Annotated in this window: 21 protein-coding genes; 9 read left to right on the plus strand and 12 right to left on the minus strand. The window is 66.2% G+C overall.

The features are described 5' to 3' along the window. Together J8G26_RS08605 and J8G26_RS08610 are read left to right on the plus strand one after the other, a co-directional pair. Positions 1–905: D-(-)-3-hydroxybutyrate oligomer hydrolase (locus J8G26_RS08605; protein WP_246881312.1), on the plus strand; the 905-nt coding region annotated here is incomplete at its 5' end. 142 nt (positions 906–1047) lie between these two features. Beyond that, positions 1048–1911, plus strand: a complete 864-nt coding sequence (locus J8G26_RS08610) for an alpha/beta hydrolase (RefSeq protein ID WP_210568620.1) — start codon at positions 1048–1050, stop codon at positions 1909–1911. A gap of 404 nt (positions 1912–2315) precedes the next feature. Here the strand turns inward: J8G26_RS08610 and J8G26_RS08615 are convergent, their stop codons facing one another. From J8G26_RS08615 to J8G26_RS08635, 5 genes are all read right to left on the minus strand, one after another. Beyond that, positions 2316–3605 carry a hypothetical protein gene (locus J8G26_RS08615; protein WP_210568621.1) on the minus strand — a complete coding sequence of 430 codons (1290 nt, stop codon included), beginning with the start codon at positions 3603–3605 and terminating at the stop codon, positions 2316–2318. A gap of 275 nt (positions 3606–3880) precedes the next feature. Continuing rightward, positions 3881–4459, minus strand: a complete 579-nt coding sequence (locus tag J8G26_RS08620) for a hypothetical protein (protein ID WP_210568622.1) — start codon at positions 4457–4459, stop codon at positions 3881–3883. After that, positions 4459–5142 (minus strand): C39 family peptidase, encoded by a 684-nt coding sequence (locus tag J8G26_RS08625; protein ID WP_210568623.1) that lies wholly within the window; start codon positions 5140–5142, stop codon positions 4459–4461. Before J8G26_RS08625 ends, J8G26_RS08620 begins: the two co-directional genes overlap by 1 nt. Before the next feature lie 14 nt (positions 5143–5156). Beyond that, entirely contained in the window at positions 5157–5549 is a 393-nt protein-coding gene (locus J8G26_RS08630; protein WP_143218368.1) for a hypothetical protein, read from the minus strand. Between the two features lie 90 nt (positions 5550–5639). Then, a complete protein-coding gene (locus J8G26_RS08635) occupies positions 5640–6860 on the minus strand; it encodes a hypothetical protein (RefSeq protein WP_087746600.1) in 1221 nt (406 codons plus the stop codon). 901 nt (positions 6861–7761) lie between these two features. Between J8G26_RS08635 and J8G26_RS08640 the strand changes: the two genes are divergently transcribed. Further along, positions 7762–8751 (plus strand): acetate kinase, encoded by a 990-nt coding sequence (locus J8G26_RS08640; RefSeq protein ID WP_210568624.1) that lies wholly within the window; start codon positions 7762–7764, stop codon positions 8749–8751. Between the two features lie 33 nt (positions 8752–8784). Further along, on the plus strand, positions 8785–10134 hold the full coding sequence (locus tag J8G26_RS08645; RefSeq protein WP_210568625.1) for a sigma-54 dependent transcriptional regulator: 1350 nt from the start codon (positions 8785–8787) through the stop codon (positions 10132–10134). A 16-nt stretch (positions 10135–10150) separates the two neighbouring features. Here J8G26_RS08645 and J8G26_RS08650 read toward each other — a convergent pair whose 3' ends face one another. The 3 genes from J8G26_RS08650 to J8G26_RS08660 form a co-directional block, all read right to left on the minus strand. Beyond that, complete coding sequence (locus tag J8G26_RS08650; protein ID WP_210568626.1) at positions 10151–12619, minus strand: ATP-binding protein; 2469 nt, start codon at positions 12617–12619, stop codon at positions 10151–10153. Positions 12620–12754: 135 nt separating this feature from the next. Next, the gene (hemH, locus tag J8G26_RS08655; protein WP_210568627.1) at positions 12755–13864 is read right to left on the minus strand and encodes a ferrochelatase; all 1110 of its coding nucleotides are present in this window, start codon (positions 13862–13864) and stop codon (positions 12755–12757) included. Between the two features lie 86 nt (positions 13865–13950). Then, positions 13951–14322, minus strand: a complete 372-nt coding sequence (locus J8G26_RS08660; protein ID WP_210568628.1) for a TraR/DksA C4-type zinc finger protein — start codon at positions 14320–14322, stop codon at positions 13951–13953. Between the two features lie 188 nt (positions 14323–14510). Here J8G26_RS08660 and J8G26_RS08665 point away from each other — a divergent pair, with 188 nt between their 5' ends. From J8G26_RS08665 to J8G26_RS08675, 3 genes are read left to right on the plus strand one after another with little or no spacing between them, the layout of a single operon-like run. After that, positions 14511–15242, plus strand: a complete 732-nt coding sequence (locus J8G26_RS08665) for an HAD-IA family hydrolase (protein ID WP_210568629.1) — start codon at positions 14511–14513, stop codon at positions 15240–15242. A 51-nt stretch (positions 15243–15293) separates the two neighbouring features. Continuing rightward, positions 15294–16139 (plus strand): DUF2189 domain-containing protein, encoded by an 846-nt coding sequence (locus J8G26_RS08670; protein WP_087746586.1) that lies wholly within the window; start codon positions 15294–15296, stop codon positions 16137–16139. After that, complete coding sequence (locus tag J8G26_RS08675) at positions 16136–16348, plus strand: DUF2788 domain-containing protein (protein WP_087746565.1); 213 nt, start codon at positions 16136–16138, stop codon at positions 16346–16348. The genes J8G26_RS08670 and J8G26_RS08675 overlap by 4 nt, the downstream gene beginning before the upstream one ends. Before the next feature lie 123 nt (positions 16349–16471). Here J8G26_RS08675 and hpnE read toward each other — a convergent pair whose 3' ends face one another. From hpnE to hpnC, 4 genes are all read right to left on the minus strand, one after another. Next, on the minus strand, positions 16472–17812 hold the full coding sequence (hpnE, locus tag J8G26_RS08680; protein WP_210568630.1) for a hydroxysqualene dehydroxylase HpnE: 1341 nt from the start codon (positions 17810–17812) through the stop codon (positions 16472–16474). A gap of 115 nt (positions 17813–17927) precedes the next feature. Beyond that, positions 17928–18767 carry a presqualene diphosphate synthase HpnD gene (gene hpnD, locus J8G26_RS08685; RefSeq protein ID WP_210568631.1) on the minus strand — a complete coding sequence of 280 codons (840 nt, stop codon included), beginning with the start codon at positions 18765–18767 and terminating at the stop codon, positions 17928–17930. 119 nt (positions 18768–18886) lie between these two features. After that, the gene (locus J8G26_RS08690; RefSeq protein WP_210568632.1) at positions 18887–20320 is read right to left on the minus strand and encodes an L-serine ammonia-lyase; all 1434 of its coding nucleotides are present in this window, start codon (positions 20318–20320) and stop codon (positions 18887–18889) included. Between the two features lie 234 nt (positions 20321–20554). Beyond that, positions 20555–21391, minus strand: coding sequence for a squalene synthase HpnC (gene hpnC, locus J8G26_RS08695; RefSeq protein WP_349238314.1), 837 nt, complete (start codon positions 21389–21391; stop codon positions 20555–20557). A 285-nt stretch (positions 21392–21676) separates the two neighbouring features. On the opposite strand from hpnC, the gene J8G26_RS08700 reads away from it, so the two are divergent. Then, positions 21677–22834, plus strand: a complete 1158-nt coding sequence (locus tag J8G26_RS08700; RefSeq protein ID WP_210568776.1) for an efflux RND transporter periplasmic adaptor subunit — start codon at positions 21677–21679, stop codon at positions 22832–22834. A gap of 8 nt (positions 22835–22842) precedes the next feature. Beyond that, on the plus strand, positions 22843–26100 hold the full coding sequence (locus tag J8G26_RS08705; RefSeq protein ID WP_210568634.1) for an efflux RND transporter permease subunit: 3258 nt from the start codon (positions 22843–22845) through the stop codon (positions 26098–26100). Positions 26101–26127 lie beyond the last annotated feature (27 nt).

The following is a 26127-nucleotide window of genomic DNA, read 5'->3' on the forward strand; positions in this document are numbered from 1 at the left end:
GTAGCCATCTGCGGTCAACATGGGTTTGCCGTGCGCTTACCGACAACGACCAGATGCACAACGCCCACTATGCGCTGGGCAACGGGCCCATCCTGTCGGCCATGTATCCGGTGAGCTATGGGCGCTTTGCGGTTGAGGCCAATGTCTGCAACACCAGCTTTGCGGCCGTCAATGCCACCGGCGACCCGGTCGCCGTGGCGCCTGCGGCGCTGGCACAGAGCTTTGCCACGGCCAATGGCACCGCCAACGGCACACCGGCCACCGTGGTTTACAACGACTCGATGGGCGGCGCCAAGGCGTGGCAGTTCGCCAAATCGCCATCGACCGGTGTGGCCGACTTTGGCCTCGATAACGCGCTGTGCCAGCGTGCGCTGGTCACGGGCACTGATACGGTCAGCGGCGCGGCCCTCACGGCCACCACCACGCCGACCAAGGCACAGAGTGACGCGGTGCGTGCGGGCATCGCCGAGGTGGTGCTCAACGGCAACCTGCGTGGCAAACCCACCATCATCGTCAGCGGCCGCAGCGACGCCCTGATCCCGGTGAACAACAACTCGCGCGCCTATGCCGCCTACAACAAGGTGGTGGAGGGTGCAGCCAGCAAGTTGCGCTACATCGAGGTGACGAACGGCCAGCATTTCGACGCCTTCCTGCCGTTCGGCGGATTTGATACGCGCTTCGTGCCGCTGCACCCGTACTTCAACCAGGCCATGGACGCGATGTATGCGCACCTGAAATCGGGCGCCGCCTTGCCCGCCAGCCAGGTTGTGCGCACCACGCCGCGTGGCGGTGTGCCCGGTGCCGCGCCGGCCATCACGGCCAGCAACGTGCCGCCGTTTGTGGCAGCGCCTGTTGTCGGGAACCAGATCGGCTTTGCCGGTACGTCGCTGAGCGTTCCCAACTGAGTGCACTACTGAGCCTAGAAACGGCAGTTGACCGCTTTGCATTCTTGGCAAAGCCGCACACGGCACCGGCAGGCGCATCCAACTGCTGTTTCTAGGCCGAGAGGCTGAGAGTCTTTCATCCACGTCCGCCTTGATCATCACCATGCTGCCGTCTTCGCTTTACATCCGTTGTGCTGATTACGAGATCCATGCCACCGAATGGGGTGCACCCGAGGCGCCCGTGGTGATTGCGTGGCATGGCCTGGCGCGGACCGGGCGTGACATGGACGAGCTGGCGCGGCACCTGGCACCGCGCTACCGCGTGATCTGCCCCGACACCATCGGCCGAGGCTTGAGCCAGTGGGCGCACGCGCCGCAGGACGAATACCGCCTGTCGTTCTATGCACGAATCGCAGCGGATCTGTTCGACCAGCTGGGCATTGCCAAGGCGCACTGGATCGGCACGTCCATGGGGGGGGCGATTGGCACCGTGTGCGCTTCGGGCCTGTTCGAGCCGCGACTCAAGGGCCGCATCGCCAGCCTGCTGCTCAACGACAACGCACCGCGCCTGGCCGATGCGGCACTGGAACGCATCAAGGCCTACGCGGGCCAACCGCCCGCGTTTGACACGGTGACAGAGCTGGAAGCATTTTTTCGGCAGGTGTACCAGCACTATGGCTGGCTCAGCGATGCCCAGTGGCGCCACCTCACCGAAACTTCCACCCGTCGCCTGCCCGATGGCCGCGTGACGCCGCATTACGACCCGGCCATGGTGCAGCAGTTCACGCACCATGCCAACGACTACCTGATCTGGGACCACTACGACGCACTCGATATTCCGGTGCTGTGCCTGCGTGGTGCGCATTCCGATCTGGTGTTGCCCGAAACCACCGCCGAAATGCTCACCCGCGGCCCTGGCGCGCGCGGCCTGGCGCAGGTCATCGAGGTGCCGGAGTGCGGCCATGCGCCTGCGCTCAATGTGCCCGAGCACTATGCGCTAGTGGATGGCTTTCTGGCAGGCGTTTGAGCCCCGGCGCTGCCTGATCCGGAAGGTCTGAGGCCGGTTCTGCGGCTGTGCGTGGGAGGACCCACACCAGGCCTTGCATGCCATCCCTGGACGCAGCGCTGCCTTCCGCCATGTTCGCTGCTCTCCATCCCCGCTCGCCCCGAGCCCGTCGAAGGGCCGCTCCTAAACACGCGACCCTCAACCTGTTTCGCATGAGCCTGTCGAAAGCCTCCCGCACGCCACGGCTTCGACAGTCCGAGCGGTTGGAGATGGATCAGCGATGCCTATTTCGCATATTTACCCGTGCCCATGCCATCAGGGGCGTGAAACTATCTTCGAACAAGGGTAGGGGCAACAGGTACCGCGCAGCCGTGCGTGGACACGGGCGCGCTGCGCGGTCGCAGGTCGCGTTTCCCTTGACTCCTTTACCGGGCCGTGGCTGCGGTGGAGGTGCTTGCACCCACCGCCAGGTTGGCCTGCACGTTTACGCTTTGCTGCACCAGCGAAGCAATGCCGCTGTTCTGGCTGGCGACCATGATGCCCGCAGCCGACTGACCGACGCTGGTCATGGTGTTGGACATGTTGAACGTGCCAGCGCTCACGGTGTTGGTTCCGCCCGCGCCGCCTATGCCGCCCTGGCCGGCGCCGCCCGTGCCTGCACCTGCGGTGTTGACACCTCCGTTGCCGGCGCCACCGTTGCCGCCGGTGCCATTGCCGCCAGCGCCACCATTGCCAGCGGTGTTGGAGCCGTTGGTGGCGTCGCCGTTGGTGGCGCTGCCATTGGTGCTTGTGCCGCCAGCGCCACCGGTGCCCGCACCTGCCGTGCGGTTGCTGGCGCCAGCATTACTGGAGGCAGTGCCACCGTTGCCGGTGCTGTTGGAGGCGCCGCCATTGCCGGTGGTTCCTCCGTTTCCGCCTGAGCCGCCCACGGCACTCGCGGCGATGGCAGGGGTTTCGCCATCAGTAGGCAGGCCTTGGTTGTTTCCGCCGTTGGCCGAGCCGCTGCCGCCGCCATTGCCATAGCCTTTGCCACTAGCATAAGCAGGGCCGCTGCTGTTGCCGCCACTGGCGCGTCCGCCGTAACCCTTGCCACCGTCGCCGGCGTTGGAGTCGCCATTGCGGGCATCGCCGTTGCTGACCTTGCCATTGGAAGCGTAGCCACCTGATCCCCCCTTGCCGCCGTCGCCTTCGCCGCCGGATCCGCCACGGCCCACACCCTTGGCATCGCCGCCCGAGCCCTTGCCACCGTCGGCGCCATAGGCCTTGCCGCCGTTGGCATTGCCGTTGTTGTAGGCGGTGTTGCCAATGTTATGCACCCTGTTGCCCGTGACCACGCCACTGAGGCTGCTGATGGCGGTGGCTTTGGATATGTTGAACGCGTCGGTGAAGCTGCCTGTGGAGCCATTGCTTATCACCGCAGAACGGGCACCTTCGGCTGTGGCAGCGCCCGAGCGCTTGTTGACGCTGTTGTCAGTGCGGTCTGTGTTACGCGTGACGGCAATGTTGTCGTTGCTGTTTCGCGTGCTGGTTTTGGAGCTGTTGTCGGTGTAGGCGCGACTGTTGTTGTCATTGCTGATGCTGGTGCTTTCGCTGGTGTTGCTGTTGTCCCCAGTTACGGTGGTCTGGTCGGTGGTCTGGTTCGTGGAGCTGGCAAAAGCCACGCCACTGATGCCAAATGCAACTGCCATGGCCGAAGCCACAAGTGTCTTCTTCATAACGCCTCCTGAGTGGATAGAAACAAGGTCAAGGGTTGAGTTGCGCGGACGCAATTCAGGGGCTTTCAGCAACTTCAGTGCCTGTCACATGAGTGCCGATTGCAGCGGGGCGGTCCTTGCAAGGGACGGCGCGATTCAAAGGAGCCGGAGAGGCATGGCCAACGTGAAACGGTGGATTGAGAGGCTGGTGATGAGACGTACATGGTGCTATTGAAAATATAGCTGTATGCGCTTTTCCATCCATCGGTTCAGCTTGATTGCGTTGAGATTCATGGTCAACGCTGACCAATGCTTTGTTGGATTGCCTCGGTCAGCGTGCTGTTCAGGTTCATGGCCCGCACCATGCCCAGCCCGTTGCTGCTGGTGTTGATGATGGTCTGGTAGCGGATCTGCTGGTTGTTCAGGGAGTTCTGTATCAGCGTGCCTGCGGTGCTGCCAGCGATGGTGGTAACCGTGGGGCCCTTGGCACCGGTGGTGGTTGTCGAGGGGCCGGACGCAAAAGTGTTGTCCGGTCCGTTTTGCACCAGGCTGAGGGACGTCAGCTTCTGGCCTAGCTGGGTCGCCTGCGCTGGCGTGAGGTCTGCCATTCGGCCGACGTTGAGCGTGGTTTCTGTGATCAGGGCACCGTTGATGTATACCGCTCGGGAGATGCCGAACGACACCATTAGTCCATGGCCCATGTTGAAGCCGCCACGCAGTGAGTCCAGCGTCTGGTCGCCCACGGCCATCCAGAACTTGTCTTGTGCCGGGGGGGCTGCATGGGCACTGACCGTAAGCGTTCCCAGCAGGCTCAGTTGCGCAATTGCCCGCATGGTGGCTGAGGCCGTTTTCACACGGAGATGCAGGTTAGGCATCAGAAGTCTCCTGGCCCCTGCTTTTGCAGGGCAAAGCCATTAAAGCCGGCCCGCGCCACGTCGCTGCCAATGGGCGCGCGCGGTGCCACGCGCCAGTCGGTGGCAAGGTTAAAGCGTGCGGAATCCATCCGGTTGTGGATGACAAACAGCAGTTTGCTTTGCCACAGGGATTCGAAATCCTCGCGCGAGAGCGCGCGTGTGCCCTGCGCTGGATCGCCCACCAGCACGCGGTCGCCTTGCAGGCCCTTGACCACGACGAAATGCTGGTAGCCGTTTTCGTTGACCAGCACGATGGCGGGAATGCGTGCCTCCAGCAGCTTGTCGATGGGCTGCTGGAACCCGTCGGCTTCGAAGCCGAGACTGGCCAGAAAGCGCTTCATGTCGAGCAAGGAAAAGCCTTCGCGCTGGATCTTGGCCTGGTCGCCATGGGCGTACATCTGGGTGAACACCGTCTGTTCGTCGATCGGTGTGCCGTAGTGGTGGGTCAGCAGCGTGGCGATGGCCGCCGAGCCGCAGCTGAAATCGAACTTCTGTAGCAACGTGCCAGCCAGGCGCGCCTGCTTGATGCTGGTCACGGGCAGGGTCACGTCGCCGGCACCCGTGGAGGGGAAATAGGCCGACTGCGCGGATGCCGCAGTGGCCGCGCCAAGCAGCAGCGCGATCGAAAGCAGGGGCAGTTGCATGGTGGCCACCCAGGTCAGTTCATCTGCACATGCACGATGACGGCGTTCTGGATCAGCACGTTCGCGCCCGAGTTCTGAATCACGACGGGCATGCCGTTCATGTTGGCGAAAGCGCCCGCGCTGATGGCGTTGTTACCGGTGTTGACATGCTGGGCCGTGTTGTCGGCGGTGGTGCCGGTCAGTGTCATGTCGTTGCGCACCTGGGTGCTGCCGCCACGGTAGGTGTCCAGGGTGGTGGAGTCCACGGCCGTGGCCACAAAGGCGGACGGTGCGGGTGCGATGGAGTCGGGTGTGCGTGCGCTGTTCCTCGCCATTGGCACTTCGGACACTTGTGCGGCGGCATGCGCTGTCATGAGGGACGCTGTGAACAGGCCCAAAACTGCATGAAGGGAGCGGGTCGAGGTCATGGGAAGCCCTCTATGAGCAAGGTGGATGGCAAAGGGCACCGCGCAGCCGTGCGTGAAAGAGGCACGCGCTGCGCGGGTCTTGGGCTGTGCTTACTTGCCAACAGCCAGATTGGCCTGCACGTTTACGCTTTGCTGGACCAGCGAGGCGATGCCGCTGTTCTGGCTGGCGACCATGATGCCCGCAGCCGACTGGCCGACGCTGGTCATGGTGTTGGACATGTTGAAGGTGCCGGCGCTCACGGAGTTCATTCCGCCCGCGCCGCTGGTGCCGCCTTGGCCTGCGCCGCCCGTGCCTGCGCCCGCAGTGTTCACACCACCGTCACCGTTGCCACCGTTGCCACCGGTGCCATTGCCGCCAGCGCCGCCATTGCCAGCGGTGTTGGAGCCGTTGGAGGCACTGCCGTTGGTGGCGCTGCCATTGGTGCTGGCGCCGCCGGCGCCGCCGGTGCCCGCGCCTGCAGTGCGGGTGCCGCCGCCGGCGTTACTGGTGGCGGTGCCGCCTGAGCCGCTGGCAGCAGAGGCGCCACCGGCACCGGTATTGCCACCGTTGCCGCCGCTGCCCAGGCCTTGGTCGTTGTTGCCGCCGTTGGCCGAGCCACTGCCGCCGCCATCGCCACTACCCTTGCCATAGGCAGAGGCAGTGCTGCTTTGGTCGCCGCCACTGGCGCTACCGCCATAGCCCTTGCCGCCGTTGCCGGCAGTGGCATTGCCGTTGACGGCGTCGCCGTTGCGGACATTGCCATTGGATGCGGAGCCACCCAGGCCGCCCTTGCCGCCGTCGCCTTTGCCGCCCGAGCCACCAAAACCCACACCCTTGGCATCGCCGCCATAGCCGTTGCCGCCGTCGGCGCCATAGGCCTTGCCACCATTGGCATTGCCATAGTTGGAGGCGTTGTTGCCAATGTCGCGCACCTTGTTGCCCGTGACCATGCCGTTCAGGTTGCTCGTGGCGGTGGCTTTAGACACATTGAACGCATTGGTGAACGTGCCCGAGGAGCCGTTGCTCACCGCAGCCGAGCGTGCTCCGCTGGCGGTGGCATCACCAGAGTCCTTGTTGACGCTGTTGTCGGTCTTGTTGGCGTTGCTGGTTTTGCTGATCGTGTCGTTGTCGTTCTTTGTGTAATTGCGCACACTGTTGTTCGTCTTGGTGACGCTGTTGTTGTCTGTGCTGGTGCTGGCGCTGGTGACGTTGTTGGTGTTGCTCCCCTCTTCGGTTGCCTGGGTTGTGGTTTGGTCCGTGCTACTGGCAAATGCCACGCCGCTGATACCGAACGCAACTGCCATGGCCGAAGCCACAAGTGTCTTCTTCATAAAGCCTCCTACGGTGGAATGAAACAAGGTCAAGGGTTGAGTTGCGCGGACGCAATTCGGATGACGTTCAGCAACTTCAATGCCAGTCACATGCCAGTGTGGGGTGTGGCGGCGCAGCGCTACAGGAGACATGGCACCTCAAGGGGCTCAACAGAGCCAGGCAAAAGTGAAGCGGGCGCAATGGTTCCGCGCAAAGTGTCACAGGAGGTTGACGCAACTGCCCAGGCTGCCGCGTTTTCGGTGTGACGGCTCGCGCAGTCGCAGTTGATTCATATGAAAAACCACCCTGTGTTTGCCACAGGCCAGGTGTCTCAGGCCTGTGACGCACCGGTCGCGTGGGGCGGGTTGCGATGGGGTTGGACGAACCAACGCATCCACCCAACCGGGCATTCGAAAACGTGTGCGCGGCCGTTGCAGGCGACGCCTGAGCTCTGCGACTTTTGATGGATACCAGTGTGGAATCTTGCGTCCAAACTTACCTCTGCTTGCAGAGTGGTGCTTGCCCATGGAGAGAGCTCGCCCCTATTCTTGCCCGGCGTTCACCGCCACTGTTGGCACAACAAAAACGCCGTTGCAGCGCCATGGGGAGTAGTCGCATGAAAACGCACAGTTCACCCAGACCTTGGGTTTTGGTTACCGGTTCGGTCATAGCCCTGTCCAGCGTCATGGTGCAGGCGCAGAGCGTGCCCGTACGCAAGGGAATAACCCAACGCATTGAAGCGCTGGAGCAGCAGGTCGGCGCGCAAAGTCGCGAGATCGAGGCGATGCGCCAGCAGGTGCTTGAACAGGAGGCCCGCTACCAGGACCTGGAGCGCTCGGTGGCCGAGTCAGCGCGCCGCAGCCCGTCACGGCCGAGGCGGCGCCTGCGGGCAAGGCGCCTGCCGACACCGGGGCCCGCCCCGTGCAGGTGGGGGTGGCACCGGTGGTGGACAACCAGCCCCCGGCGGTGGCGCCCTTGTTCGACCAGCCTGGCATCCTCACGCAGCCGGGCCACTATGTGCTGGAACCGTCCCTGCAATACGGCTACTCGTCCAGCAACCGCGTGGCACTTGTCGGTTACACCATCATTCCGGCGCTGTTGATCGGGTTGATCGACGTGCGGGAGGTCAAGCGCAACACCCTGACTGCAGCGCTTACCGGCCGCTGGGGGCTGACCCGCCGCCTTGAAGTGGAGATGAAGGTGCCTTATGTGTACCGCTCGGACGACACCATCAGCCGCGAGATATTTACCGGATCGGCGTCAGAGCAGGCGTTCAATACCAGCGGCCGTTCCATTGGTGATATCGAGTTTGCGGCGCGCTACCAGCTCAATGAGCCCAAGGGCAACGACCCCTATCTGATTGGGTCACTGCGCTTCAAGACCCGCACCGGCAAGGACCCGTTCGAGGTGGTTACCGATTGCGTGACGCGCTGCCTGGGCAACACCACCGGCACGGGGCTGCCGCTGGACCTGCCCACGGGGTCGGGCTTTTATTCGCTGCAGCCTTCGCTGACCTGGCTGCTGCCCTCGGACCCCGCGGTGTTTTTTGGCGGCATCAGCTACACCCGCAACTTCGGCCGCAGCAATGTGAGCCGCCGGGTGCTCTCGGGCGAACAGGAATTTATCGGCAGCGTCAAGCCTGGCGATGTCTGGGGCATCAACTTCGGCATGGGCCTGGCGCTCAATGACCGCTCGTCCTTCAGCGTGGGCATTGACCTCAACTCTGTGGGCCGCACCAAGCAAAACGGCGTGCCCGTGCCCAGTTCGGTGCGCACGCAGCTGTCGTCACTGCTGCTCGGGTATTCGTACCGCTACAGCAGCCGGACCACCCTGAACGTCACTGTGGGTGCCGGCCTTACGCGCGACACGCCCGACCTCACGCTGAGCGTGCGCCTTCCGATGTCCTTTTGACCGTGCAACGTGAACCTACGAGAACAACATGCCATGCCTGTGCGCAAGATCCTATGCCTGAGTCTGGGAGCAGAGGGCAAGATAGTGGAAGACCACCTGCGGCGCGCGGGGTGGGACGTTGCATGTTGCAGCGATGTGTCTTCGGCCCGCAGCCTGCTGGCACAACGCAAATTTGCCGTGGCGTTGGTAGTGGCCGATGCCGCGCAGCGGCTGGACGAGGCCGGCGTGGCTGCCATGGAGGCCTGTGTGCATGCCTCGCTGCAAACGGAATGGGTGGCCTTGTGTGAGCAGGCGGTGCTGGAGTCGCATGCGTTCCGTGCGCTGATCCTGAACTGTTTTTTTGACTACCAGGTGCTGCCGCTGGAATGGCCCGATCTGGACCGGATGCTCGAACATGCCGCACAGCGCGCCATGCTGCGCCGCGGTGCAGCCGACACATCGCCCGACGCCGACACCTTGGGCATGGTGGGGCAGGCCGCGTCGATGGTGCAGTTGCGCAAGGACATCCGCAAGGTGGCCGGGGCCTTTGCGCCAGTGCTGATCCACGGTGAAAGCGGCAGCGGCAAGGAACTGGCCGCGCATGCCATCCACGCATGCTCGCCGCGCAAAAGCGGGCCCTGGGTGGAGGTCAACTGCGGCGCCATTGCGCCGTCCCTGATCCAGTCCGAGCTTTTTGGTTATGTGAAGGGCGCGTTCACGGGAGCGTCTGCCGACCGGCGCGGGCTGATCGAAGCCGCAGATGGCGGCACCATCTTTCTGGACGAGATCGGTGACCTGCCGCTGGAACTGCAGGCGAATCTGTTGCGCTTCCTGCAAGAAAAAACCATCCAGCGCGTGGGTGCCGTGCGCAGCACCGCAGTCGATGTGCGGGTGGTTGCGGCCTCGCATGTCAACCTGGCCGAAGCGGTGGCACGGGGGCGCTTTCGGGAGGATTTGTTCTACCGGCTCAATGTGCTGACCATCGAGGTCCCGCCGCTGCGCCAGCGCATGGACGATGTGCCGCTGCTGGCCAAGCATTTTCTCAAGGTCTGCGCCGCCGACCGGCCCCGGCGCGTGGAAGGCTTCGACCGGCAGGCCCTGGCGGCCATGGCCGCCTATTCATGGCCGGGCAACGTGCGCGAGCTTTACAACTGCGTGCAGCGTGCGGTGGTCATGACCGACCAGCGCTATATCAGTGCCCGCGACCTTGGCCTGGCGCCCGCCGATGCGGTGGCCAGCACCGATCTGGATGCAGCGCGCACGCTGGCCGAGCGCGAAGCAATCGCGCGGGCGCTGACGCTGGTGGGCAACAACGTCACGCGCGCCGCCCGCGAGCTGGGTGTTTCGCGCATGACGCTGTATCGGCTGATGGACAAGCACCGCATCAGCGCGGAGGCGTCGTAAGCCTGCTTGGAGGGGCTCAGCCGGCCTGCCGGGCCGCCCCGTTGCGTCTGCCCGTGCCTCGGCGTGTGTGCCCCGCACTCTGGCAGGCACGCCGGAAGGCGCGCAGCGTCTGCTCGGCCCGGCTGAGCACGGTGCCCTCTACATCGGCGGCCAGGTCGGGCAGCGCGCCCGGCCCCATGCCCGAGGCTTCGCCCGTCAGCAGCGCAATGCCTTCGCTCACATGGCCCACGGTGTACACATGGAACAGTCCGCGTTCCACCGCGTCCACCATGGCGCGGCTGAGCATCAGGTGGCGCAGGTTGCGGGCGGGGATCAGCACGCCCTGCGTGCCATCCAGCCCGGCTGCGGCGCAGGCGTGGAACCAGCCCTCGATCTTTTCGTTGATGCCGCCCACGGGCAGCACCTCGCCGTGCTGGTTGAGCGCGCCGGTCACGGCAATGCCCTGGCGCAGCGGCAGGCCCGACAGGCTGGACAGCAGCGCATACAGCTCGGCGCACGAGGCCGAGTCGCCCTCCACGCCGCTGTATTCCTGCTCGAACACGATGGAGGCGTTGAGCGCCAGGGGCGCCACATGGCTGAACAGCGCGGTCAGGTAGCTGTGCAATATCAGCACGCCTTTGTCGTGGATGGGGCCCGACATATCGACCTCGCGCTCGATGTTGAGCAGCCCTTCGTGCCCGGCAAAGGTGCGCGCCGTGATGCGCACCGGGAAGCCAAAGCGGTAGTCGCCCAGATCAACCTGCGTCATCGCGTTGATCTGGCCGGCCACCGTGCCGTGCAGCGTGATGAGGCGCTCGCCCTCGGTGATGGACTTGTGCAGCTGCTCTTCGGGGTAGTTGTGGCGCAGGGTGTGGGCCTGCAGCGCGGCATCGACATCGGGGGCTTCGACCAGCGTGCCGCCGCGGGCGCGGCACAGGGCGGCGCTTTCGATCACCAGGGCCTCGGTGTTGCCAAACAATGCGCTTTGGCGGCTCTGGTCGTCGGCCTCGCGGTGGGTCTGCTCCAGCAGGCGCGCCACGGCGCTGGGGGCAAAGTGGGGCAGGCCGCGCTTCTTGCAGCTGTGGGCGACAAAGATGGCCGTGGCGTGGCGCGTGGCGGGGCTGGCGGCAAAGCGCTCGGCAAAGTCCACCTTCACGCGAAAGCGGCGTGCGGTGTCGGGGTCGGCCTCTTGCAGGGCGTAGTACTCATCGACCGAGCCGATCAGCACGATCTTCACATCCACATCCACCGCCTCGGGCTGCAGCGCGATGGGCGCCGTGGCGCCGTGCGCCGCAGCGCTGCCGTCGTCGATCTGCAGGCGGCTGCTGCGCAGAAACCGGCGCAGCCGGGGCCACAGGCCCTCGTCTTCCACCAGATCGCGCAGGTGCAGCACGATGAAGCCGCCATGGGCCTTGAGCAGGCTGCCCGCGCGGATGCAGGAGAAATCGGCGTGCGGCGGGTCGGTGTCGGTCTGCAGGTCGATGGCGCCGAACAGGCTGCGCATCTGGGGGTTGTCTTCCACGATCACGGGCGCGCCGTTGCGTTCGCTGTTGTCCACCGCCAGGTTCACCTGGCAGCGGGCCAGCAGGTCGGCCAGGTGGTGCTTGCGCTCGCCCTCGGCATCTTCGTCGTCGTCGGTGCCTGCTTCGAACAGCGACAGGTGCGCGAGCACTTCGCGTTCCACCTGGTCGAGCCACTGGCCCAGTTTGGCGCCATCCTTGATCTGTTTTTTGAGACCCTGGCGGATGTCCTGTACCGCATGTTCGATCAGCGGCTGGATGGTCTGGCGGCGCAGCTTGACCAGGGCCTCGTCGCGTGCCTGCTCCAGCGGGCGCATGGTGTCCAGAAAGCGTGCAATCTCGGCGCGCAGGGCCTGTTCGGCGGCATCGATTTCGGCGCGGCGTTCGCGCGGCAGGGCCAGGGCCTCGTTTTCGGTGAGCGGGTGGCCCTTGTCGCCCGTGAGGGTGAACACCATCTGCCCGCCTTCGCGCGAAAGGCGAAAGTGGCGGGCCTCGGCGAAGGTATCCAGTGTGGCAAAAGCAATGGCCTCCTCTTTTTGCCAGGCTTTCTGGATGGTCTCGGCTTCGGCCTTGCAGTCGGGGCTGGCCAGGCGCTTGGGGATGTCGGTCTGCAGCATCTTGGCCATCTCCAGCATGGCCACGCGCAGCTGGCGCCCCTGGCCGGCGGGCAGGCGCAGCGCGCGGGGGCGCTCGGGGGCGTCAAAGTTGTGCAGGTAGCACAGGTCAGGCGGCACGGCGCGCTGCGCGGCCGCCGCCTGCGTGGCCTGGCGCAGCAGCGAGGTGCGCCCGCTGCCCACTTCGCCCAGCACGAACAGGTGGTAGTCGGGCTGGTCCATGGCCAGGCCAAACTGGGTGGCGGCCTGGGCACGCTCCTGGCCGATCCAGGGCAGTGGCAGGTCCTGCAGTTCGGCGGTGCTGGCAAATCCCAGGGATTCGGGGGCGACGGTCAGCCGCAGCTGATGGGGTTCAAGGGCGATGGCGGGCATGGACGATGGCGTTGCTGCAAGCGGCATGGGCCTGCACGCGGCGCAAGGCGGCTGGCAGGTTGCTGCATTCAAAATATGGATAAAAATGGCATCTAGCGCTTGTTGGATAAGCGCAAGCAGCTATAAAAATAATAGTTAATGCGCTACGGGGCAGGCCCCCGCAGGCGCGCCACCCGCCAGCGCCTGGGCGCGTGCATCGGCCAGCGCGGCCGCATCGGGCGCCGTGGTGGGCCAGCCGGCCAGGTGCTGCTGGGCCACCTGGCTCAGCGCGGTGATCCAGGCGGGGTTGTCGTTCAGGCAGGGGATGTAGTGAAACTCCTTGCCGCCGTTGTGCAGGAAAGCCTCGCGCACTTCCATGTTGATTTCTTCCAGCGTCTCCAGGCAGTCGCTGGTGAAGCCGGGGCACATCACGTCCACACGCCGGGTGCCCGCCTTGCCCAGGGCCTCGATGGTGGGCTGGGTGTAGGGCTCCAGCCACTTGGCCTTGCCAAAGCGCGACTGGAAGGTGATCTGGTAGTGGTCCTTGCGCAAGCCCAGGCGCTCGGCCAGCAGGCGGCCCGTCTTGAGGCTTTCGCAGTGGTAAGGATCGCCCAGTTGCAGCGTGCGCTCGGGGACGCCATGAAAGCTCATCACCAGCTGGTCGGGCTGGCCGTGGTGCTTCCAGTGGGTTTCGATGGTGCGGGCCAGGGCGTCGATGTAGCCGGGATGGTCGTGGTAGCGGTTGACAAAGCGCAGCTCGGGCACGTTGCGTGTGCGGGCGGCCCAGCTGTACACGGCGTCCAGCACGCTGGCCGTGGTGGTGCCCGAGTATTGCGGGTACAGCGGCAAGATCAGGATGCGCGTGGCGCCCTCGGCTTTCAGGGCGTCAAGCTGGCTGGCGATGGAGGGGTTGCCATAGCGCATGGCGTGGCGCACCAGCACGTTGTGCCCGGCCTGGCCCAGCCAGCCGCGCAGCAGGGTGGCCTGTTTGGCGGTCCATACCGCCAGGGGCGAGCCCTCGGGGGTCCACACGCTGGCGTATTTCGCGGCGGATTTGGCAGGCCGGGTGCGCAAAATGATGCCGTGCAGGATGGGCCACCACACCAGCCGTGGAATCTCGACCACCCGGTGGTCGCCCAGAAAGTCTGCAAGATAACGCCGCACGGCAGGGGCCGTGGGCTCGTCGGGTGTTCCCAGGTTGCACAGCAGCACGGCGGTGCGCTCGGCCTGGCCGTGGGTGTAGGGCGGTTCGGTTTGAAAAGGCATGGCGCATTCTCACGCAAGGCAGGGCCCGCGCGCCGGCATGGGCCTTTGTGCAGTGCTCGTGGCCCGCGGTGCTCAGACCGGAACGTTCAGGACTGCGCCCTGGCGTGGCCCTTGCCCTGTTCCCAGCGCGACTTGCAGGCCACGCAATGCTGCGTCTGCGGTTCGATCTTCAGGCGCTCGAACGCAATGGCGCAGCCGCATTCGGCGCACAGGCCATAGCTGCCGTCTTCCAGGGCCTCCAGCGCGTGGTCGATGCGCTTGACGTCCGCAGCGTCGATGTTGGTGAGCGCCTGGTCCACTTCGCGCACCACATTGCCCTGCTCGATGCCGTCCTGGTCGGCAGCGGGCGGCGCGAGGTTCTCGCGGTTTTGCTGCATCTGGGCCTGCACGTTTTTGCGCGCCGCCAGCAGCAGGGCCTTGAGCTCTTCGCGTTGGGCAGCGGTCAGTGTTGCGTTCATGTTTTTCTCCGGGAGGGGTTGATCGACGCGTTCAGGGCTGGCAACGGCGCCTGCTGCCATTATGGGCAGAGCGCCAGGGAAAAAGCGGTTTTGCGCCCCCGTTGGCCCACGCGCGTTGACCGCGTGGGGTATTCTCTGGCTGGACTTTTTTCGGGCAAGGCCCGCCATCTGCTCTCCCGGAATCCACTGTGTCCGCTGCCGCCATCGATATTTCCCGCATCCGCGCCGTCAGCCTCGATCTGGACGACACGCTGTGGCCCATCTGGCCCACCATCACCCGGGCCGAGGCGGTGTTGCTGCAGTGGCTGACAGACCATGCCCCCGCCACTGCGGCCTTGTTTTCCGACACCACTGCGCTGCGCGCCATCCGCAACCAGATGGTGAGCCTGCGCCCCGACCTGCAGCACAACCTGAGCGCGCTGCGCCGCGAGTCCATCCGCCTGGCCCTTACCCAGGCCGGGGACGACGCGGCGCTGGCCGAGCCCGCGTTCGAGGTGTTCTTTGCCGAACGCCAGCGGGTGGATCTGTTTGACGACGCCCACGCCACGCTGGCCTTCCTGTCGCAGCGCTACCCGGTGGTGGCGGTGTCCAACGGCAATGCCGATGTGCACCGCGTGGGCATCGGCCACTATTTCAGGGCCAGCATCAGCGCGCAAGATTTTGGTGTGCCCAAGCCTGATCCGCGCATCTTTCATGCCGCCGCCAGCACCCTGGGCGTTGCGCCCCACGAGGTGCTGCATGTGGGGGACGACGCCACGCTCGATGCGCTGGCAGCCATCACCGCCGGCATGCAGGCCGTGTGGCTGAACACCGCGCAAAAGGCCTGGCCCCACGACACACCGCCCCATGCCACCGTGACCAGCCTGACCGAGTTGTGCCGCCTGCTGGATGGCCCGGCGGCGCTCTCTGACAAGCGCTAATCCGCTTCAACCCGCTTCAGCCCGCCTCAACCCGCTTTGCCCGGAAACCCCATGCGCTTTAACCCGCCCCCCTTGCCCGTCGTCCGCACCATCGGGCTGATGCAACCGCTGGCCTGGCTGGCCCTGGGCTGGCGCGACATGGCGCGTGCCGGCTGGATCAGCTTTGCGCACGGGCTGGCCATGGCGCTGCTGGGCGCGGCCATCATGGCCGTGGCCCACAACCGTTTTTGGCTGCTGGCGGGCGCGCTGTCGGGCTTTCTGGTGGTGGCGCCGGTGCTGGCCACCAGCCTGTATGCACTGAGCCGGGCGCTGGAGCGGGGCGAGAGCGCCAACACCGCCGTGGTGCTGAAAACCTGGCTCAACTGGCAAAACAGCCATGTCAACAAATGGGGCAACGACTACTGGTGCATGGTGCAGTTCGGCGCCCTGCTGGCGCTGGCCGCCACCGGCTGGGTGGTGACCTCGGCAGCCCTGATCACCCTGCTGGCGCCGGTGCCCATCGAGACGCCGCGCGACTTTTTGCAGCATGTGGTGCTGGCCAGGGGCGGCTGGCTGTTCGAGCTATGGCTGGCACTGGGCAGCCTGATGGCCGCGCCCATCTTCCTGTCCAGCGTGGTGGCCATGCCCCTGCTGCTGGACCGGCGCGCCAGCCTGCGCCAGGCCATCCTCACCAGCTGGCAGGCGGTGCTGGCCAACCCGGTGCCGATGGCGCTGTGGGCCGCGCTCATTCTGGGCTTCACCCTGCTGGGGCTGGGCTCGTTGCTGCTGGGCATGATCGCCGTCATGCCCATGCTGGGCCACGCCAGCTGGCACGCCTACCGCGACCTGGTGGACGCCTCCAGCCTGCCGCCGCGCGAATCCGGCCAGGGCGCGCCAGCCCAAGGGAGGCGCCCGTGATTTTTGGTTTCACCGAAGCGCAGATTGCGAGCTTCTTCCTCACCTACGGGGTGGGGGCCTTCATCCTGTACATGGTTTTCATCATCGGGCAGCTGGCCTGGTCATCGAAAGCCGGGCGGTTTGGCACCTTTGTGCTGTTTCTGGGGCTGGGCGTGGGGTTTCTGGGCTTTCTGGCCAAGGTCGTCATCCAGTGGTGGCTGGAGAAATAGCGGCGCCGCCCGCCGGGGTTGCGACCCGGGGTCGATTGCCATGGGTCCGGCCCGAAATAAATGCTGGATGATTGATCCGGAACCTTGCGGTTTTAAATACTGATCAGACAGGCGCCAGATTGCTCACACACAGGCCGCCACGGCGGTGCCGCTGAGCACGGCGCCTTCGAGCGTGGCGGGGTAGGGGCCTTGCACATAGTCGCCGCAGGCGCTCAGACCCGGCAGCACCTGCGGGCCGGGCCGCTCCAGGCCGGGGGTGCAGGCAAAGGTGGCGCGCTTTTCCACCACGGTCTGCACGGGCTGCAGCGTGGGCAGCGCGAGTTGCGCGGCGGCCTGCTGCAGCACTTGTTGTTCGACGCGGGCGCGGTCGCCATCGCTGGCGCTCACCACAAAGGCCAGCAGCCCGTGCTGGCCATCGAGCTGGCCCCGGTCAAATACAAACTGCGCGGGGTGCTGTGCCGTGTTGCGCAGCGCCAGCATGGGCCGGGGCAGGCGCGCGCCGCTGGCGTGGGCATACGTTGTGGTGATGGCTTCAAAGCGCAGTGCGCTGGCAGCGGCGCTCCAGCGGCGGGCCTGTGTCGGCGCGTCCGGTCCGCACAGCCCGCCCAGCCCGGGCAGGTCTGCCAGGCCCTGCACCAGACGGCTGGCTTCCCATGAGGGGCAGGCCAGGGTGATGTGGTCAAACACCGCGGGCGTTGCGGCGTCGTCGGCACTGCCGCCGGTGCACACCGCCTGCCAGCGTCCGCCCGGCAGCGGCTGCAGGCGTTGCACGCGTTGCCCGGTGACGACCTGGCCGCCGTGGCGCTGCAGCCAATGGGCCGCCGCCTGGGGGAACAGCGCTCCCAGATCGATGCGCGGCAGCAGCAGGTTGGAGCCGCCCCGGCCACTGAACAGGCTGTCTTGCAGCACGCGCAAAAACACCTGGCCGCTGGCCGCGCGCGCCGGGGTGTTCAGGGCCGACACACACAGCGGGTCGATGAACTCGGCCATCAGGCGTGGGGTGAGCGCGGCGCACAGCTGGGCTACCGAAGTCTGCGGCGCGCAGCGAAAGCCGCGCAGTCGCCAGGCCGTGGCCGTGCGCAGCAGCGCCAGCTTGTCGCGCCAGTGCCAGCCTTGGGCGCGGGCAATGCCCAGCAAGGCATCGAGCGGCGGGGGCAGGTCGGGCAGTTGCAGCCCCTGGCCATCGGGAAACCGCAGCGTGAGCGGCAGGCGCAGGAGGGCCAAATCCGTATCGACTCCCACCAGCCGCATCAGGCGCAGGCTCTCGGCATAGGCGCCAATCAGGATGTGCTGGCCGTTGTCGAGGGTGACCGGCGTGCCGTCCGGCAACGTGGCGGACACAGCCCGCGCACGCCCGCCCACGGTGCGCGCCGCCTCGAACACCGTGACCTGCCGGGCCGCCTGCGCGTGCGCAATGGCGGCCGCCATGCCGGCCCAGCCCGCGCCAATGACAGCGACCTTCATGTGGATACAGCCAGGCAAAGTTGGAGCTGTTCGCCCTGTCGAAGGGCTTCGACAAGCTCAGCCTGAGCGGCCTTGAAAACTGCAGGGCAACGGATCCACCGATGCACGGCAGCCATCACATCCGGCCCAGCGCCTGCACCTTCCACGCCAGCCAGAACTTGCGCAGCGGCGTGAGGCGGATGCGCTGGTGCAGCACCTGAAAGTTCTCGTGCTCGATCTCGCGCAGCAGCGTGCGGTAGATGCTGGCCATCATCAGGCCGGGCTTTTGCGCGCGGCGGTCGGCGTCTGGCAGCAGGGCAAAAGCCTCGTCATACAGGCGGTGCGCGCGCTCGGCCTGAAAGCGCATCAGCGCGGTGAAGCGGTCGGAATACTGGCGCTTCAAAATCTCGTGCGCCTTCACGTCAAACTGCTGCAGCTCGCTCACAGGCAGGTAGATGCGGCCCAGCATCGCGTCTTCGCCCACGTCGCGGATGATGTTGGTGAGCTGAAACGCCAGGCCCAGCCGGTGCGCGTATTCGGTGGTGCGCGCGTCGGTCTGGCCAAAGATGCGCGCCGCCACCTCGCCCACAACGCCCGCCACCAGGTGGCAATAGCCCTTCAGACCCGCAAAGTCGAGGTAGCGCGTTTGCTCCAGGTCCATCTGGCAGCCGTCAATTACGGCCTGCAGGTGGCGCTGCTCGATGCCGTAGTCAAACGTGTGCGGCATCAGCGCCTGCATAACCGGGTGCGTGGGCTGGCCGGCAAAAGCCTTGGCCACCTCGGCCTGCCACCAGGCCAGCTTGGTGCGGGCCACGCCGGGGTCGGTCACTTCATCGACCACATCGTCCACTTCGCGGCAAAACGCATAAAACGCCGTGATGGCCGCGCGGCGCGGCGCGGGCAAAAAGAGAAAGGCGTAATAAAAGCTGCTGCCCGAGGCCACGGCCTTTTGCTGTACGTACTGCTGCGGTGTCATGGGGCGAGATTGTCACACGGCGCACAGTGCCGACCGGGGTAACGGGGTTTGAGGTGTTTTTGGCTGCTAGCGCTTATGGGGTAAGCGCTAGCAGCTATTGAATTGGTAGTGCTGACGGTTCAGCACTCCACCACATTCACCGCCAGCCCGCCGCGCGAGGTTTCTTTGTATTTGGCCTTCATGTCGGCGCCGGTCTGCATCATGGTTTTGATGACCTTGTCGAGCGAGACCACATGCTGGCCGTCGCCGCGCAGGGCCATGCGGGCGGCGTTGATGGCCTTGATGGCGCCCATGGCGTTGCGCTCGATGCAGGGGATTTGCACCAGGCCGCCCACGGGGTCGCAGGTCATGCCCAGGTTGTGCTCCATGCCGATCTCGGCGGCGTTCTCGATTTGCTCGGGCGTGCCGCCCATCACGGCCGCCAGGGCGCCGGCGGCCATGGAGCAGGCCACGCCCACCTCGCCCTGGCAGCCCACCTCGGCGCCGGACAGGGATGCGTTTTCTTTGTAGATGATGCCGATGGCGCCAGCCGTGAGCAAAAAGGTGGCGATGCCGTCCTCCTTGGCCTCTTTGGCGCCCTGCAGAAAGTTGACGTAGTAATGCAGCACGGCGGGGATGACGCCCGCCGCGCCGTTGGTGGGCGCGGTCACCACGCGGCCGCCGGCGGCGTTTTCTTCGTTGACGGCCATGGCATACAGGTTGACCCAGTCGAGCATGGCGAGCGGGTCGCGCAGCGCGGCCTCGGGGTGGCTGCTGAGGTTTTTGTGCAGTTCGGCGGCGCGGCGGCGCACCTGCAGGGGGCCGGGGAGCTGGCCGGTGGCGGCGCAGCCGCGCTGCACGGCGCCGGCCATGGTCTGCCAGATGGCCATGAGCTGGCGGCGCACTTCGGCGGCGCTGCGCCAGTGCGCTTCGTTGGCGGCCATGAGCTGGGCCGGGGCGAGGCCGGTGGCGTGGCATTGGGCCAGCAGTTCGGCCCCGGTGCGAAATGGATGGGGCAGGCCCTGGCCGTGGCCTGCGGCGTCGGGCTGCGCGGTGGCGGCGGTGTTGAGCACGCGCTGGCCTGCGGCGTCGATCACAAAACCGCCGCCGACCGAGTAGTACGCGCGGGTGGCGATCTCATGGCCCTGCGCGTCGAAGGAGTGAAAGCACAGGCCGTTGGGGTGCAGCGGCAGGCTTTTGCGGCGAAACAGCAGGTGGTCTTTTTCGATGAAGGGCACGCGGTGTTCGCCCAGCAGGGCCAGCGCCCCGCTGCTGCGGATGTGCGCGATGGTGGGCGCGATCTGTTCGGGGTCGATGTGGTCGGGCTCGTGCCCGGCCAGGCCCAGCAGCACGGCGCGGTCGGTGCCGTGGCCCACGCCGGTGGCCGAAAGCGAGCCAAACAGTTCCACCGTGACGCCGTGCACCGCCGCCAGCCCCACGCTGGCCTGCAAGTGGCAGGCAAACTGCCGCGCGGCAATCATCGGCCCCACGGTGTGCGAGCTGGACGGGCCGATGCCGATTTTGAACAGATCGAAAACGCTGACGGAGGTGGTGGGTGTGGTGGGCGTGGACATGGTGGAGAGGCTAACCGGGCGGCAGGGCTGCAGGGCTGCAGGGCTGCAGCATGCGCGCAATCCTTTTTTGTGGGGCGTAGCCTGGGGTGCAACCATGGCGGCTGGCAGGTTGATTGCTTCAGTTTTTATAGCTGCTGGCGCTTTCTGGATAAGCGCTAGAGGCTATTTTTGCTTGAAACATGGTGGCTGGGCGCAGCGCACATGTCAGATCGCCTTGCCGCCCATGAATCTTTCTTACATTACCAGCGCCCGGCCCAGCATGACCAACCAGTCCCACGCATGCAGGCGCGGGCGGGTGTGCAGGCTGGCGCCGCGCAGGGCATCGACCTTGTCGAGAATGCGCAGGCCGCCTTGCACCACCAGGCGCAGCTCCCAGCCCGCGCGGCCGGGCAGGCGGTGCACCAGGGGCGCGCCCTTTTGCATGAGGGTGCGGGCCCAGCGGGCGCAGTCGGCAATCAGCAGCACGTTGTCGGGGGTGCTGTGCAGCGCCAGCAGGTCTGCCGGGGCAGCGCCGTGGCGGGCGCAGTCGGCGTGCGGCAGGTAGTGGCGGCCACGGGGAATGTCCACGCTCAGGTCTTGCCAGAAGTTGATGAGCTGCAGGGCGGTGCAGATGGCGTCGCTTTCGTTCAGGGCCTGGGCACCGGTCACGCCATACAGGTGCAGCAGCAGGCGGCCCACCGGGTTGGCGGAGCGGCGGCAATAGGCCAGCAGCTCGGCGCGGTCGGCGTAGCCCTGGGCGTCGCGGGTTTTTTGCACGTCCTGGATGAAGGCGCTGAGCAGGTCGTCGAGCAGCGGCACCGGCAGCGCGTGCTGGCGCAGCGTGGCCTGCAACGGGCCGAACACGGCGGCCCAGCGCGCTGCGGGGGGCTGGCCGGCGGCCACGCGGGCCAGTTCGGCACGGTAGGCGGCCAGGTCAGCCAGGCGCTGCGCGGGCGTGGCGTCGCCCTCGTCGGCGATGTCGTCGGCCGTGCGGGCAAAAGCGTAGATGGCGGCGATGGGCTGGCGCAGGTGCGGCGGGCACAACAGCGAGGCGACGGGAAAGTTTTCGTAATGCGTGACGGGCGCGGCCACCACCGGTGCAGGCGGCGGTGCCGTTGCGCCGCCGTGGGGCGTGGCGCTGGGCGGGGGTGGGGAGGGGGGGCGTGGGTTCACGGCCGGGATTGTCGCTTGACATTGTCAGGGCGACCCCCTAGATTACTAACCGGCCAGTCAGTAAAAAGTTTGCGGTTGGGTTGCCTTGCCCCGACAAAAGTGGGGACGCGCTGTGGGGCGGCGCTTGAGGCCGGCACATGTTGTGCAGGGCAGCCCCCGTTCCTACTCCCGGATTTCTCATGCGCACATCCTTCGCTGCGGTATCTGTTTCTTGTGGCCTCTGCTGCGTTGCTGGCGGCGTGTTCCCGGCCGGCGCCGCCCGAAGAGCCCGTGCGCTCGGTCAAGCTGCTCACGGTGGGCGTGGGGGCGTTGCAGACCAGCCTGGAATATGCGGGCGAGGTGCGGGCGCGCGTCGAGTCACGCCTGGGCTTTCGGGTGGCGGGCAAGATCGTGCAGCGCCAGGCAGAGCTGGGCCAGCGGGTGCGCGCCGGGCAGGTGCTGGCGCAACTCGACCCGCGCGACTACCAGCTGGCCACCGATGCCGCGCGTGCGCAGCTGGCAGCGGCCACCACGCAGCGCGATCTGGCGGCGGCCGATTTCAAGCGCTACCAGACACTTAAGGACCAGAATTTCATCAGCGGCGCCGAGCTGGAGCGGCGCGATGCCACGCTCAAGGCCGCGCAGGCCGCGCTGGACCAGGCGCGGGCGCAGTTGTCGTCGCAGGGCAACCAGACGGCTTACACCACGCTGGTGGCCGATGTGGCGGGCGTGGTGACGGGCATCGAGGCCGAGCCGGGCCAGGTGGTGGCGGCGGGCACGCCCGTGGTGCGCATTGCGCAAGACGGCGCGCGCGATGTGGTGTTTGTCGTGCCCGAAGACAAGGTGGCGCAGATCCAGCCCGGCCAGGAGGTGGTGGCGCGGGTCTGGTCGGGTGGCGCGCAGCTGGCAGGCCGGGTGCGCGAGGTGGCGGCCAGCGCCGATGCCGCCACGCGCACCTACCAGGTCAAGGTGGCGCTGGAAGGCAGCGAGGTGCCGGCCCTGGGTGCCACGGTGTATGTCACGCCCAAGGCATTGAGCCATGCGGGCGTTGCGGCCATCAAGCTGCCGACCAGCGCGCTGCGCCAGGAAGGGCAGGCCACGGCGGTGTGGGTGTATGACCCGGCCACCAGCACGGTGAAGTCGCAGGTGGTGCAGATTGCCACGGCCGATGGCAACGATGCCGTGGTGGCGTCGGGCCTGGCGCCCGGCATGCAGGTGGTGGCCACCGGCGTGCATGTGCTTTCGCCGGGGCAGAAGGTCATGGTTTATCAGCCAAAAACGGCTGTAGCGCCCGTACCTAAAGCGCAGACAGCTACAAATTCAGTAGCTTTTCAGGCAACGCCTGCCGCCTCGGCAGCGCCTGCGGCTTCTTCCGCAAAGTAAGGCTGGCCATGACCCAAGGACAACCCCAAGAGGGGTTCAACCTCTCCAAGTGGGCACTCGACCATCCGGCGCTCACCCGCTATCTCATGGTGGTGTTGATGCTGCTGGGCTTTGCGGCCTATTTTCAGCTGGGGCAGGACGAAGATCCGCCGTTTACCTTTCGGGCCATGGTGGTGCGCACCTACTGGCCGGGCGCCACGGCGCAGCAGGTGGCCGAGCAGGTCACCGACAAGATCGAGCGCACCCTGCAGGAGGTGCCCTACGCCGACAAGATCCGCAGCTATTCCAAGCCCGGCGAGTCGCAGATCATTTTCCAGATCAAGGATTCGTCCAAGGCGAGCGAGGTGGCCAATGTCTGGTACACCGTGCGCAAGAAGGTGGGCGACATGCGCACCACGCTGCCGGGGGGCATCCAGGGTCCGTTCTTCAACGACGATTTTGGCGACGTGTATGGCGTGATCTACGCGCTGGAATCCGAGGGCTTCAGCTACGCCGAACTCAAGACTTTTGCCGACGACGCGCGCCAGCAGTTGCTGCGCGTGCCCGATGTGGCCAAGGTCGAGCTGTTTGGCGTGCAGGACGAAAAGCTGTTCATCGAGATCTCGCAAAAGCGCCTGGCGCAGCTGGGCCTGGACATGAACCAGGTGCTGGCGCAGCTAGGGCAGCAAAACGCGGTGGAAGGCGCGGGCGCCTTCCAGACGCCGCTGGACCAGGTGCAGGTGCGGGTGGCTGGGCAGTTCAACGCCATCGAAGACCTGCGCGCCATGCCCATTCGCGGGCCGTCGGGTGCGCAACTGCGCCTGTCGGACATTGCCGAGGTGCAGCGCGGCTATGTCGATCCGCCCACAGTGAAGGTGCGCCACCAGGGGCGCGAGGTGATTGCGCTGGGCGTCTCGATGGCCAAGGGCGGCGACATCATTGCCCTGGGCAAGGCCTTGCATGGCGTGACCGGGCGCATCAACGGCGCGCTGCCGGCGGGCGTGCAACTGGTGAATGTGCAAGACCAGCCCAAGTCGGTGGCCAGCTCGGTGAACGAGTTCGTCATGGTGCTGATCGAGGCGGTGGTCATCGTGCTGGCGGTGAGCTTCATCAGCCTGGGGCTGCACCAGCGCCCCGGCAATCAGCCGCTGTGGAAGCGCTGGTATATCGACCCGCGCCCGGGGCTGGTGGTGGGCATCACCATCCCCATGGTGCTGGCCGTGACGTTTTTGGCCATGTGGTACTGGAATATCGGCCTGCACAAGATCTCGCTGGGCTCGCTCATCATTGCGCTGGGCCTGCTGGTGGATGACGCCATCATCGCGGTCGAGATGATGGTGCTCAAGCTCGAAGAGGGCTACGACAAGGTGCGCGCCGCCACCTTTGCCTACGAGCTCACGGCCATGCCCATGCTGACGGGCACGCTCATCACCGCCGCCGGTTTTCTGCCCATCGGCATCGCCAAGTCGGTGACTGGCGAATACACCTTTGCCATCTTTGCCGTGACGGTGATTGCGCTGGTGCTGAGCTGGATCGTGTCGGTGTATTTCGTGCCGTATCTGGGCACGTTGCTGCTGAAGCCTCCGCCGGGCCGCCCCAAGGTGGCTGACGCCCCCTCGGGGGGCAGCGAAGCACACGCAGTGGCGAGCGTGGGGGCTGGCAGCCGACAGCCGCATGTGCTGGCCGCCCAGGCCAGCCAAGGCATCACCGACGACCCGCATGAGGTGTTCGACAGCCCGTTCTACACGGCGTTTCGCCGGCTGGTGCACTGGTGCGTGGAGCACCGCTGGCTGACCATCGGCGCCACGGTGCTCACTTTTGCGCTGGGCATCGTGGGCATGGGCAAGGTGCAGCAGCAGTTCTTCCCGGATTCGAGCCGTCCCGAAATCATGGTGGACATCTGGTTCCCCGAGGGCACATCGTTTGCGGGCAACGAGGCCGTCACCCAGCGCGTGGAGCAGCGCCTGCTTGCCGAGCCCGGCGTGAGCACCGTCAGCACCTGGGTGGGCTCGGGCGTGCCGCGTTTTTATCTGCCGCTGGACCAGGTGTTTCCGCAAACCAATGTGTCGCAGTTCATCGTGGTGCCGCAAGACCTGAAGATCCGCGAATCGCTGCGCAAAAAATTGCCGGCGCTGCTGGCGCAGGAGTTCCCGGAAGTGCGCGGCCGCATCAAGCTGCTGCCCAACGGGCCGCCCGTGCCCTATCCGGTGCAGTTTCGCGTGGTGGGCCCCGATCCGCTGGTGCTGCGCGAGCGCGCCGATGAGGTCAAGGCCCAGCTGCGCCAGAACCCCGACATGCGTGGCGTGAACGACAACTGGAACGAATCGGTGAAGGTGCTGCGCCTGGAGGTGGACCAGGCCAAGGCGCGGGCGCTGGGCGTCACGAGCCAGTCGATTGCGCAGGCGTCCAAGACCATTTTGTCGGGCACGCAGGTGGGGCAGTTCCGCGAGGGCGACAAGCTGATCGACATCGTGCTGCGCCAGCCGATCGATGAGCGCAATGCCATCACCGATATCGCCAATGCCTATCTGCCCACGGCTTCGGGCAAGTCGATTCCGCTCACGCAGATCGCCAAGCCCGTGTTCACCTGGGAGCCGGGTGTGATGTGGCGCGAGAACCGCGACTACGCCATCACGGTGCAGGGCGACGTGACCGAGGGGCTGCAAGGCGCCACGGTGACTGCGGCGCTGCTTCCGGCCCTCCAGCAGATCGAGGCCCAGTGGCGCACTGCGGGGCAGGGGGGTTATCGCATTGAGGTGGCGGGGGCCGTGGAGGAGAGCTCCAAGGGCTCTGCGTCGATCGCGGCGGGCATCCCCATCATGCTGTTCATCACCTTCACGCTGCTCATGCTGCAGTTGCACAGCTTCAGCCGCGCGATGCTGGTGTTTCTGACCGGGCCGTTGGGCCTGGCGGGCGTGGCGGCGGCCCTGCTGCTGCTGAACCGGCCGTTTGGCTTTGTGGCGCTGCTCGGGGTGATTGCGCTCATGGGCATGATCCAGCGCAACTCGGTGATCCTGATTGACCAGATCGAGCAGGACCGTGCGCGGGGCGTGCCTGCGTGGGATGCCATCGTGGAATCCGCCGTGCGCCGCCTGCGCCCCATCGTGCTCACGGCGGCGGCGGCGGTGCTGGCCATGATCCCGCTGTCGCGCAGCGTGTTCTGGGGGCCGATGGCCGTGGCCATCATGGGCGGGCTGGTGGTGGCCACGGTGCTGACGCTGCTGGCGCTGCCGGCCATGTATGCCGCCTGGTTCCGTGTGCGGCGGCCCGCGCCCGGTGTGGCATGACCGCCCGGATTCAAAGGGCCTGCCACA

Source organism: Acidovorax sp. JG5, assembly GCF_017939685.1.
Lineage (GTDB): Bacteria > Pseudomonadota > Gammaproteobacteria > Burkholderiales > Burkholderiaceae_C > Acidovorax.

Bases quoted from the DNA above. Each gene is read 5' to 3' on its own strand.
- J8G26_RS08610 (WP_210568620.1), top strand. From the start codon at position 1,048: ATGCTGCCGTCTTCGCTTTACATCCGTTGTGCTGATTACGAGATCCAT.
- J8G26_RS08615 (WP_210568621.1), bottom strand. From the start codon at position 3,605: ATGAAGAAGACACTTGTGGCTTCGGCCATGGCAGTTGCATTTGGCATC.
- J8G26_RS08620 (WP_210568622.1), bottom strand. From the start codon at position 4,459: ATGCCTAACCTGCATCTCCGTGTGAAAACGGCCTCAGCCACCATGCGG.
- J8G26_RS08625 (WP_210568623.1), bottom strand. From the start codon at position 5,142: ATGCAACTGCCCCTGCTTTCGATCGCGCTGCTGCTTGGCGCGGCCACT.
- J8G26_RS08630 (WP_143218368.1), bottom strand. From the start codon at position 5,549: ATGACCTCGACCCGCTCCCTTCATGCAGTTTTGGGCCTGTTCACAGCG.
- J8G26_RS08635 (WP_087746600.1), bottom strand. From the start codon at position 6,860: ATGAAGAAGACACTTGTGGCTTCGGCCATGGCAGTTGCGTTCGGTATC.
- J8G26_RS08645 (WP_210568625.1), top strand. From the start codon at position 8,785: ATGCCTGTGCGCAAGATCCTATGCCTGAGTCTGGGAGCAGAGGGCAAG.
- J8G26_RS08650 (WP_210568626.1), bottom strand. From the start codon at position 12,619: ATGCCCGCCATCGCCCTTGAACCCCATCAGCTGCGGCTGACCGTCGCC.
- hemH (WP_210568627.1), bottom strand. From the start codon at position 13,864: ATGCCTTTTCAAACCGAACCGCCCTACACCCACGGCCAGGCCGAGCGC.
- J8G26_RS08660 (WP_210568628.1), bottom strand. From the start codon at position 14,322: ATGAACGCAACACTGACCGCTGCCCAACGCGAAGAGCTCAAGGCCCTG.
- J8G26_RS08670 (WP_087746586.1), top strand. From the start codon at position 15,294: ATGCGCTTTAACCCGCCCCCCTTGCCCGTCGTCCGCACCATCGGGCTG.
- hpnE (WP_210568630.1), bottom strand. From the start codon at position 17,812: ATGAAGGTCGCTGTCATTGGCGCGGGCTGGGCCGGCATGGCGGCCGCC.
- hpnD (WP_210568631.1), bottom strand. From the start codon at position 18,767: ATGACACCGCAGCAGTACGTACAGCAAAAGGCCGTGGCCTCGGGCAGC.
- J8G26_RS08690 (WP_210568632.1), bottom strand. From the start codon at position 20,320: ATGTCCACGCCCACCACACCCACCACCTCCGTCAGCGTTTTCGATCTG.
- J8G26_RS08705 (WP_210568634.1), top strand. From the start codon at position 22,843: ATGACCCAAGGACAACCCCAAGAGGGGTTCAACCTCTCCAAGTGGGCA.